The 10,094-nt window shown below is 73.4% G+C and carries 10 protein-coding genes; 4 read left to right on the top strand and 6 right to left on the bottom strand.

The genetic code is table 11. The features are described from left to right. Positions 1–297: 297 nt before the first annotated feature. Both EBO15_RS35015 and EBO15_RS35020 read right to left on the bottom strand, forming a co-directional pair. Positions 298–675, bottom strand: coding sequence for a hypothetical protein (locus EBO15_RS35015; protein ID WP_122198770.1), 378 nt, complete (start codon positions 673–675; stop codon positions 298–300). An 82-nt stretch (positions 676–757) separates the two neighbouring features. Beyond that, positions 758–1,729 (bottom strand): GlxA family transcriptional regulator, encoded by a 972-nt coding sequence (locus EBO15_RS35020; RefSeq protein ID WP_122198771.1) that lies wholly within the window; start codon positions 1,727–1,729, stop codon positions 758–760. Between the two features lie 100 nt (positions 1,730–1,829). Between EBO15_RS35020 and EBO15_RS35025 the strand changes: the two genes are divergently transcribed. After that, a complete protein-coding gene (locus tag EBO15_RS35025; protein WP_122198772.1) occupies positions 1,830–2,675 on the top strand; it encodes a dienelactone hydrolase family protein in 846 nt (281 codons plus the stop codon). A 107-nt stretch (positions 2,676–2,782) separates the two neighbouring features. On the opposite strand, the gene lexA is transcribed toward EBO15_RS35025, so the two are convergent. Next, positions 2,783–3,496, bottom strand: coding sequence for a transcriptional repressor LexA (gene lexA / locus EBO15_RS35030; RefSeq protein WP_456047885.1), 714 nt, complete (start codon positions 3,494–3,496; stop codon positions 2,783–2,785). A 191-nt stretch (positions 3,497–3,687) separates the two neighbouring features. On the opposite strand from lexA, the gene EBO15_RS35035 reads away from it, so the two are divergent. Continuing rightward, positions 3,688–4,566, top strand: a complete 879-nt coding sequence (locus EBO15_RS35035; protein ID WP_122198774.1) for a S1 family peptidase — start codon at positions 3,688–3,690, stop codon at positions 4,564–4,566. 66 nt (positions 4,567–4,632) lie between these two features. Here EBO15_RS35035 and EBO15_RS35040 read toward each other — a convergent pair whose 3' ends face one another. Genes EBO15_RS35040 through EBO15_RS35050 form a run of 3 tightly spaced genes read right to left on the bottom strand, consistent with a single transcriptional unit; the run spans position 4,633 to position 8,340 of the window. Next, positions 4,633–5,445, bottom strand: a complete 813-nt coding sequence (locus EBO15_RS35040) for a hypothetical protein (RefSeq protein ID WP_122198775.1) — start codon at positions 5,443–5,445, stop codon at positions 4,633–4,635. Between the two features lie 22 nt (positions 5,446–5,467). Next, positions 5,468–7,459, bottom strand: a complete 1,992-nt coding sequence (locus tag EBO15_RS35045; RefSeq protein WP_122198776.1) for a hypothetical protein — start codon at positions 7,457–7,459, stop codon at positions 5,468–5,470. Continuing rightward, positions 7,456–8,340, bottom strand: a complete 885-nt coding sequence (locus EBO15_RS35050; protein WP_233616641.1) for an SGNH/GDSL hydrolase family protein — start codon at positions 8,338–8,340, stop codon at positions 7,456–7,458. Before EBO15_RS35050 ends, EBO15_RS35045 begins: the two co-directional genes overlap by 4 nt. Before the next feature lie 87 nt (positions 8,341–8,427). Here EBO15_RS35050 and EBO15_RS35055 point away from each other — a divergent pair, with 87 nt between their 5' ends. Together EBO15_RS35055 and EBO15_RS35060 are read left to right on the top strand one after the other, a co-directional pair. After that, complete coding sequence (locus EBO15_RS35055) at positions 8,428–9,723, top strand: PucR family transcriptional regulator (protein WP_199744993.1); 1,296 nt, start codon at positions 8,428–8,430, stop codon at positions 9,721–9,723. 120 nt (positions 9,724–9,843) lie between these two features. Next, the coding region (locus tag EBO15_RS35060) for an SAM-dependent methyltransferase (protein ID WP_199744994.1) at positions 9,844–10,094 on the top strand (251 nt) is incomplete at its 3' end.

The raw sequence follows: 10,094 nt of genomic DNA on the forward strand, positions 1-10,094 counted from the left end.
TCGACGCGTTGCCCGCCGGGCCGGTCGACATCAGCATGCTGCCCGACTCGATCACGCGGAAGCTGTTCGACGCCTTCCGCCTGGAGATCAGCTTCGACAAGCGCACACGCGTCGCTCAATGCCGAGTGACCTTGACCGGAACCACCATCGAAGATCAGGCCCGCGTCGCTGACGACGTGATCCCGGCGTCCGCCATAACGCGAACCGCCCGCGCTGGTGGTTCCCCTGTGTGTGGTGCCCCCGGGCCGGCCCTGCACACAGGGGACCGCTCACCCACCCCCACCCGACGCCTGACGATCACGGGGACATCCCGTTGTTGAAGTACCAGAACTCCTCCTGGGGGCGATGGTGCCGGTGAGGGGCCTGGTCGCCGGTGAGCATCACCGCGATGACCGCGCCCGCGAGGAACTCACCGGTCGCCAGGGTTCCGGCCGGTGCCAGGACGGCGATCACGTCGCTCCCGACGCCGCGGCGCATCAGCCCCTGGACGACCGCCCACACGGCCGGGACGAGCGCGATCGCGGTCACGACCGTCCAGATGACGTCCGCGGCGTGCCGCGCGTCGGCCCACCAGCACACGCCGCCCGCGATGAGCCCGCTCAGCGTCACGACCAGCAGAGCCACGTACCGCAGGTCCCACAGCCTCCGGGAAACGGACCGCTGCGGCGCCTCCATGGCCAGTCCCCCTTCCGGCCGTTCCGCACTTCGCCCGCCGACGTCATCACCCACGGTGATCCTTCGGGTGCGGGCGGGGTGCTCAGGTGGCGCGCCGCCGGAACGTCGCGCGGTAGTCCCTGGGGCGCTGCCCGGTGTGCCGGGCGAACAGGGCGGCGAACGTCCCGGAATCGGTGTAGCCGACCGTGGCGGCGATCCCCGCGACGGTCCGGTCCGTGGTCTCCAGGAGGTGGCGGGCGCGGCGGACGCGCGAGGCCTGCAGGTAGGCGAGGGGGCTCTGGCCGGTCTCCTCGGCGAAGCGGCGCAGCAGCGTCCGGCTGCTGACGTTGAACGCGCCCGACAGCGCGGCCAGGTCGTAGCGGGCGGCGAGGTTCTGGTCGAGCTCCCGCATGACCCGGCGGGAGAACTCGTTGCCCGGCTGCGGCAGGAGCCTCGCGTCGACATAGGGGGCCTGGGACGAGCGCGCGTCGTCCAGCAGCGCCATGCGCGCGGTCGCGCGGGCCACGCCCGCACCGCTGTGCCGGCGGATCAACCCCAGCGCGAAGTCGTACATGGCGCTGAAGGCCGCCGTGGTCGTCACACCCCGGTCGGTGACGACCAGCTGGTCGGGACGGACGTCCGCGCCGGGGCAGCGGCGCGCCAGTTCGTCGGCGAACAGCCACGCGGTGGTGGCCCGGCGTCCTTCGAGCAGCCCGGCCTCCGCGAGCAGGAACGCGCCGACGCAGATCGAGACGACGGCGCCGCCCGCGGCGGCCCGCGCGCGGATCACCTCCACCTCGGCGGCGAGGGACGCGAGCCGTCCGTCCGGGTCCAGGCCCGGCACGAGCTCGAAGCCGGGGACGACCAGGACATCGACCTCGCGCGGCGGCACGACCGCCAGCGCCACGCCTCCCGACGCGGCGACCCGGCGGCGGGGCGAGACGACCGACACCTCGAACCCGGCGTCGTCCGGGCCCGCGACGTGCGCGGCCATCGTCAGCAGGTCGGGGACGCCGAACACCTCGGACGCGAAGCAGCCCGGAAACGCCAGGACACCGACCCGCAGCGCGCTCACATCCGGCTCCCCGCCTCGACTCCAGGAATGGCGAGATTACCCTGATAGATGGCGATCTGGCCCGTCGCCCCGGAGCGTCCGCCCGGGCCACGCTGGCGTCATGAGCACAGTCAGCGAACGCCGCGACGACCCGATCACCGACTTCACCCGCCGCCGCGTCGACGTGGACGGCGTGGAGAAGACGGTCCACGTCGGGGGCTCCGGACCGGCCGTCGTCGTCATGCCGGAGATGCCCGGCATCAGCCCCGACGTCCTGCGGCTGGCGCGGTGGGTCCGGGACGCGGGCCTCACCGTCTACGTTCCGTCCCTGTTCGGGCGGGACGGCGCCTACCCGACGCTCGAGGACGGCACGGAGGTCGTCCGCCGCGCCTGCGTGAGCGCCGAGTTCCGCGCGTTCGCCGGAGGCGGCACCAGTCCCGTCGCGTCCTGGCTGCGCGGCCTCGCGCGCCTGGCGCACGCCGAGTGCGGGGGCCCCGGCGTCGGCGCGATCGGCCTGTGCTTCACCGGGAACTTCGCGCTGACCATGGCGCTCGAGCCGGCGGTCATCGCGCCGGTCGTCAACCACCCGTCCCTGCCGCTGGACGACCCCGCCGGGCTCGAGATCGGCGACGAGGACGCCCGCGCGCTCCGCGAACGCGTCGACCGTGACGGCATCACCGTCCTCGCCTACCGCTTCGACAACGACAAGTGGTGCGACGGGCGGCGCTTCGCCGCCTACCGCGCGCTCCTCGGCGACGCGTTCGACGGGCGCGTCCTGTCCGGGGACGACGCCAACACCGACCCGCCGCCGTTCTTCCGCGACCGGGTCCAGACCCCGCACAGCGTCGTCACCGCCCACTTCGTCGACGAGGACGGGCACCCCACGGTGAAGGCCCGGGACGAGATCCTCGCCTTCCTCACCGAGCGCCTCCTCCCGTCCGAAGGCGGTGGAAGGCCCCAGAGCTGACGGAGCCGGGCCGGGCGGGCGACTTCCTGTGCGGATGTCCCCGGCGCAGTTCGTCCAAGTCGGTGCGAGTGGTGGCCGCGCGGGTGCCGGAAGGCGGTCGGGGGTGGTCAGACGGTGCGGAGGACGGAGACGACGACGCCCAGGATGACGGCGTCGTCGCCGTCGATGACGTCGTAGGCGGGGTTGCGCGGCTCCAGGTGGACGTGGCCGTCGCGGCGGCGGAGCACCTTGACGGTCGCCTCGTCGCCGAGGAGGGCCGCGACGATCTGCCCGGAGTGGGCCTCGGGCTGCTGCCGGACGACGACCATGTCGCCGTCGCAGATCGCGGCGTCGACCATGGAGTCGCCGCGGACGCGCAGGGCGAACACGGTGCCGCGGCCGGTGAACTCGCGGGGCAGCGACAGCGTGTCGTCGACGTGCTCCTCGGCGGAGATGGGCGTCCCGGCGGCGATGTGCCCGACGACGGGCACGGGCACGCCGGTGCCCGCGGGCGTCCGCTCGCCGGGCTCGCGCAGGAACGTCCGCACGTCGATCTGGCGGGACACCGAGGCGGACCGGCTCAGGAAGCCCAGGTCTTCGAGCACGCGCAGGTGGCGGGAGACCGAGGACGGCGAGCGCAGCCCGACGGCGGCGCCGATCTCGCGCGTGCTGGGCGGGTACCCGTGCCTGACCACCGAGTCGCGGATCGTGGCGAGAATGCGTTGCTGCCGCTCGGACAGGGCCGACACGTCAAGGCCCCCGAAGCCGTCGAGCTCATCGTAGGTGGTCACGTGCGCAAGACTAGGGGCCGCCTCTGACAACCCGGGGGACGCCGGGGTCACGGTGCGCGTGCCGTGTCCCGGTGACTGGCGTTTTCTGTCGTATTGCCGGGTTCTTTACTGGCACATTTCGGATCTTCCGGGCTTCGTGCAGCTGATCTAGCATCGCGCTGACATCGCTTGGTCCCGAGTCCTGACAACCCCCGCCGCGGACCGCGGCGGAGACCGTCCCCGCCCGAGAGGACCCGATCGACATGACCCGACGTCTCATCGGGGCGGCCGTCGCCGCCCTCACCGGCGCCGCGCTGATCGCCGGCCCCGCCGTCGCCGCGAACGCCGACCCCGCGCCGACCGCTCCCCACCCGGCGCGTCCCGCTCCCACCGCGCCGCTCGCCGCGACCGACTACCACGCGATCGTCGCGCTGAGCAACTGCTCCGGCTCGGTGGTGCGCGGCCCGCAGTCCACCGACAGCGACCCCGCGCTCGTCCTCACCAACGGCCACTGCAGCGAGCTCGGCATGCCCGGACCGGGCGAGGTCGTGGTGAACCACAGCTCCTCGCGGTCGTTCAGCCTGCTGAACAAGAGCGGGACGGGCACGCTCGGCACGCTCCGCGCGTCCCAGATCGAGTACAGCACGATGACCGACACCGACGTCACGCTGTACAAGCTCCGCAGCACGTACGCGCAGATCAAGTCCCAGTACGGCACGGACGCGCTGCAGCTGTCGCCGAACCACCCGACGGCCGGGACCGCGATCAGCGTGGTGTCCGGGTACTGGCGCACGACCTACAACTGCTCGCTCGACGGGTTCGTGTACCGACTGCACGAGGCGGACTGGATCTGGAAGGACTCGCTCCGCTACACCTCGTCCTGCAACACCATCGGCGGGACGTCGGGCTCCCCCGTCGTCGACAACGCGTCCGGTCTGGTCGTCGGCGTCAACAACACCAGCAACGAGAGCGGCGAGACCTGCACGCTCGACAACCCGTGCGAGATCGACCAGAACGGCAACACGACCATCCACCAGGGCATCGGCTACGGGCAGGAGACCTACCTGCTCACGCAGTGCCTCACGGCCACCAACGACGTCGACCTGACCCTGCCGGCGTGCCAGCTGCCCAAGCCCGCCTGAGCCCTCCGGCCCCGTGAACGGCCCGGGTGTTCGTGTTCGCCCCACGAACGCCCGGGCTTCGCCGTCCTAGGGGCGGTAGTGGCGGAAGTCGACCGAGATGCGGTTCGGGGCGACGTCCAGGATGTGCATCACCGAGCCGTCCGGCCGCGGGAGGAAGGTCAGGGCCTCGACCTCCGTCCCGGACGGCAGGTTCGGGGTGAGGACCTGGGTGACCACGCCGGTGTCGAGCGCGATCTCGTAGACGGCCTTCGTGCCGCCGTCGGACGAGGCGTACAGACGCCCCTCGTACACCTTCGCGCCCTGGACATGCGGGATCGGCTGGCTGAGCGGGATGCGCTTGACCAGGTGGCCGTCGGTGAGGCTGTAGGCGTTGATGGCGGTGGCGTCGTACTCGGACGAGAGGAGGTATCCGTCGCCGACGGCCGTCCAGGGGACGCCGTCGCGCTGGATGTCCTGGGGCAGGGAGAACGCGGTGCCCGTGTAGGCGAGCGTCGTGGCGTCGTAGACGGCGATGTACGGGTGCTGGTACTTGCTGCCGTCCTCGATGGGGGCGTACACCTTGCCGTCGTAGTAGTCGATGCCGCCGATGTGGTTGTCGCCTTGGAGCGCCAGCGCGGTCGGGATCGCGACGTTGTTGGCCGCGAGGGTCTTCCCGTCCAGCGAGGTCTTGCTCAGGCCGTACTGCCAGGAGAAGTACCAGGCGCCGCCGTCTGTCGTGACGCCCTGGGAACGCTGGAGGGCGTCGGTCAGGTAGTAGGTGTCGCTGGAGACCTGCTGCCAGTTCGCGGCGGACGCGGGCGCGGCGGCGAAGGTGAGCGCCAGGGTCGCGGCGGCCACGAGGCTCGGGACGCGCCGGTTCTTCCAGGGGGTCGTGCGCATGGGGCCGCTCCTCGAAGGGTTCTCAGCCTTGCGGATGGATCGTGCAGGGCAGGCCGGCGCAGGTGTCGACGATCCGGCCGGTGCGCAGGAACTCGGCGACCTGCGCCATGGCCTCGGCCGACCCCCGGGTGTCGCCGTGCGGGTCGTTCCCGGCGGTGTTGGGGGTGTCGGTGATCGGGGGCGCGGGGGTGCCGCTGTCCCAGATCACCAGGCCCGATCCCGTGGCCGGGAAGCGGGTGAGGGCGGGCAGGTTCCAGAACGGGGTGACGTCCGGCTTGCGTCCCGGGACGAGCGCGGGCTGCCGCACCGGGACGCCGCCGAGCGTCCGCGCCATGACCTCGGTGGCGATGTTGGCGACCTGGTGGTCGCCGAACGCCTCGTGCAGGAGGACCTGGTGCGTCGGCGTGCCGGGCAGCGGGTCGCGGGTGACGTGCGCGGCGTAGCCGTCGCCCTCGCCGCGGTCCCACAGCATCTGGATGAGGTTCAGGACGAGCTGCTGTTCGAGCCTGTCCGGGTAGCTGATGCCGAGGAGCGTCTCGTACTGGGAGAAGTCGACACTGCGGTTCAGCATCGTGCTGTAGTTGATCCCGGGGACGATCAGCGCCGACCGGCGGAAATCGGTGGCCAGGGCGGTGAGCGCCGCCCCCTGGATGCCGCCCTGGCTCGCGCCCGCGTACGCCAGCCCGCCGCCGATGAGCGGGCGGCCGCCGTCCGGTGAGCGGAACGCGGCGTTCGCGGTGAACCCGCTCGGGTGGACGAGGTCGCGGCCGAGGAACAGGAAGTCCAGGTAGCTCTGCTGCTGCCGGTCCGGGACGGTGTTGAACCGGGTGACGTTCAGCAGGACGCTCGCGACGTTGGCGATGTCGCCCTCGGACATCCCGATCCAGTCGGTCGCGCAGAGCATGAGGTCGTGCGCCTGCGCCGCGCGCCGCAGCTTCTCGCTGTCGATCTCGGACGCGCTGCCCATGAGCCCGTGCCCGTACAGGACGGGCTGCGCGGGCGTGGTGAGCGCGCTGCGCGGGATGTTGCAGCGGAAGTTCGCCTTCTGCACGTTGCCCGGGATCTGCTCGGGCAGGCCGTCGCGTCCGTAGTGCAGGGACGAGCCGGGCGGGCCGCCGGGCCGGTCCAGGTAGCTGGGGACGTCCACGGTGCCCTCGACGCGCCGGGCCAGGTACGGGTCCTGGTCGGTGGTGAAGTCGGTGACCTTGCCGACGGTGAACGCGGGCGCGCGCTTGCCGAGCCTGCGGAACGCGTCGTCCCGCATGTGGACGGCGCGCTCGGTGAGGTTCCGCGTGGACGCGACGGTGAAGTCCCAGGCCAGGTAGAGGCCGGAGGTGGGGACGTGGTGGCCGTTCAGTTCCCGGACGGTGCGGCGGAGCGCGGCGCCGCGTTCCTTCTCGGTGGCTCCGGCCGTGTGGCCCGACAGCATGCGCCGGACGGCCGGCGTCGGCTGGATCGCGTTCCCGTCCTGGTCCTTGAGGCCGCGCAGGAGCACGAGGTAGCGGTGGCCCTCGCGGAGGTTGGTCGCGGGCCGCACGAGGAGCAGCCGGCGGGACTCGGGCGCGTTGGCGTCGAGTTCGGCGAAGTAGGGGCGGCGTTCGCCGGTCGCGGCGTCCATGAGGACGATCGGGGCGTCCGGGGCGAGCGAGCGGGCCATGTCGGTGATCGGGGCCGCGCCGGTCCGGGCCAGGTCCAGGCCCGGCACGCGGGTGAGCATCGCCGAGCCGGGCGAGAAGCCGTCGCTGCGGTTCCACTCCCTGGGGTCGGCGGGCAGCACTCCCCCGGCGCGCGGGGTCGCGAGCGGCGACAGGTTCACGCGGCGTCCGGTCGCGGTGGAGCGGTCGGGCACGGTGAACCAGTTGTTCGGGAACGGCAGCATGCACGCCGCGGTGTCGGCCGGGTCGCACACGTGCGCGGCCGGGGTGCCCGTGGTCCCGGCCGACGCGGCGGCGGGGACCGCCACGGCCGGGACCGCCGTCGTCAGGAGCGCGACCAGCGCGGCCCCGATCCTCACCGGGCCGCCTGGATCTGCCCGGCGATGATGAGGGCGTAGTTGGCCTCGCCCTGCCGGTTCGGGTGGAGCGGCGCGGCGGGCGACGTCGGCACGAACCCCTCCAGCCACTTGGCCGAGATCGACTGGCAGGCGTCGTGGCCCGCGCTCGGCGTGACGAGGTCGACATAGGTGGCGCCGTGCGCGGCGGCCTGCCGCGCGATCACGCCGTTCATCCGGTTCACGCTGCCCTGGAGCCAGTCGGCGTCGCTCGCCAGGACGGGCACGGTGGGCCAGCAGCCGCCCGGTTTGATGTACAGGCCGTAGCCGGTGACGACGACGCGGGCCTGCGGCGACCGCTGCCTGATGCCGTCCAGGACGGCCGACAGTTTCGGCTCGAAGGCGTCGATGCGCGCGGCCTCCTGGTCGACGCCGCCCTGGGTGTACTTGGTCTGGCACGGCGTCCCGGTCGGGAGCACGTTGACGCAGTCCTGCGCGACGCCGACGAGCCCGGCGTCGTTGCCGCCGATCGTGAGCGTGACCAGCTTGGTGTCGGCGGTCAGCGCGTCGAACTGCGGCGGGGCGATGCCCGCGGGCTGGCCGAGGAGGCTGAGGTTCTGCGGCTCGGTCATGTGCTTGGTCGCCGCTCCGCTGCACGTGACGTCGTTCAGTCCGGCGACGCCCAGCCGGGACGCGAGCTCGTGCGCGTAGTTGTGCGTCGAGCGTCCGCAGGCCAGCGGGCCGGTGAAGTCGGGGATGAGCGGCCCGGACGCCATGGAGTCGCCGAGCGCGACGTACTCGGGCGCGGCCGCCCGGGCGGCGGGCGCGAGCGCGAGCGCCGCGAGGGCGGCGGGGACGAGCGTGACGAGGGTCCGGCGGAGCAGGGACCGGGGTGTGAGGGGCACGGGGTCCTCCTTGGGGGGCGATGCAATACTCAGCCCGCCGGGCCCGATGACCATCAGGGAAATATCCAGAGATGGGCGGAAGATCCTGTGACGGAATCCAAACCGGCCGGTAATCCCTCCTCGACCGCCGGACGCCCCGGACCGCCGGCCGGGACGAGCGTCGCGCCGCGGATCGGCGGCGTCCCGGCGGACTCCCTGCTCGGCGCGCAGGTCCCCGCGCTGGCGCGCCGGATGGTGGCGACGTTCGCCGACCGCTTCCCGACCTACTCGGCGCTGCCGCGCGAGGAGCTCGCCGGGGACATCACCCGGGTCGTCGAGGACAACCTGCGGGCGTTCGTCCGGACGCTGCGCACCGGACGGCTGCCGTCGCGGGGCGACCTCGTGGAGATGACGCGGTCGTCGGCCCGCCGCGCCGAGGAGGGCGTGCCATTGGGGGCGGTCCTCTCGGCGTACCACCTCGGCTGGCGGATGGGCCTGGACGCGCTCGTCGCCCGCGCCGGGCCCGCCGACCTGGACGCCGTCGTCGAGGTCGAGCGGATCCTGCTGGACGTCCTGCAGCTGGTGTCGGCGGCCGTCGCGGACGCCTACGTCGAGGAGCACCAGGCCCTGCACGGCCAGGACCAGGCGGCCCGGCACGAGGTGCTGTCCGCGCTGCTGGACGGCCAGGACCCGCGCGAGGCCGCCCGGCGCGCGGGCGTCCGCCCCGCCCCCGCGTACGCCGTCCTCACCCTGGCCCTCGGCGCCCACCCGGACGAGACCGACTCCGGGGTGAGCAGCAGCGTCGCCGCGCGCCGCAAGCTCCGGCGCATCCAGGCGGAGATCGACCACCACGGACGGGACCGGGCCCTGCACGCGCTCAACGCGCACGGCGGGACGGCGCTGCTGCCCGTGGACGACCCGGAGACGGCCCTGACCGGCGGCTGGGAGCGGCTGACCGGCCTGGTCGCCCGCATCGCGGACCGCGCGGGCACGGCCGTCCACGCCGGGGTCGCCGCCACGGCCGCCGCGTCGGTCGCCGACGCCGCGCGGGAGTCGGCGGACATCCTGGAGATCGTCCGGATCACCGGGCGGGAGCCGGGCGCGTACCGGATCACCGACGTCCTGCTCGACTACCAGCTGTCCCGTCCCGGTCCCGCGCGGACGCGCCTGGCCGGGCTGCTGGCCGTCCTGGACGACCACCCGGTCCTGCTCGAGACGCTGCGCGCGTACGTGGCCAGCGCGTTCAGCAGGCGGCGGGCCGCGCCGCTCCTGCACGTCCACCCGAACACCGTGGACTACCGGCTGCGGCGCGTCGCCGTCCTGACCGGCCTCGACCCGACCTGCCCCGGCGACCTCCCGCGGCTGCGGGCGGCGCTCGTCGCCCACGACTTCACACCGTCCTGACCACGTGCGCCGCGTGGCCGCCGGACGAGCCGGTCGGGTGACCCCACCGGCGTCCGGGGCCGGCGGCCGGGTGTGTACTGGAAGGCGGGATGCGGCGCGTGCCGGATCGGGGAGGTCCGCTTGATCGTGTCCGCGCTGGCCGCGGAGTTCGACGACGTCGCCGGCTGGACGGCCGACGCCGTGGAGCGGCTCGGCACGGCCTACGCGATCCCGGCCGCGTGCCGGGGCAGCGCGAACCCCGCCACGCTGGCCTGGCTCGCCGAGGCGTGCGGGCTGTCCGCCGGGACCCGGCTGCTGGACGTCGGGGCGGGCCTCGGCGGCCCGGCCGCCTGGGCCGCCGAGCGGTTCGGCGTCCGGCCGATCCTGCTGGA

The sequence above is a fragment of the Actinomadura harenae genome (assembly GCF_003696215.1).
Lineage (GTDB): Bacteria > Actinomycetota > Actinomycetes > Streptosporangiales > Streptosporangiaceae > Spirillospora > Spirillospora harenae.

Coding starts and splice junctions, on each gene's coding strand:
- EBO15_RS35025 (WP_122198772.1), top strand. CDS start 1,830: ATGAGCACAGTCAGCGAACGCCGCGACGACCCGATCACCGACTTCACC.
- EBO15_RS35035 (WP_122198774.1), top strand. CDS start 3,688: ATGACCCGACGTCTCATCGGGGCGGCCGTCGCCGCCCTCACCGGCGCC.
- EBO15_RS35015 (WP_122198770.1), bottom strand. CDS start 675: ATGGAGGCGCCGCAGCGGTCCGTTTCCCGGAGGCTGTGGGACCTGCGG.
- EBO15_RS35040 (WP_122198775.1), bottom strand. CDS start 5,445: ATGCGCACGACCCCCTGGAAGAACCGGCGCGTCCCGAGCCTCGTGGCC.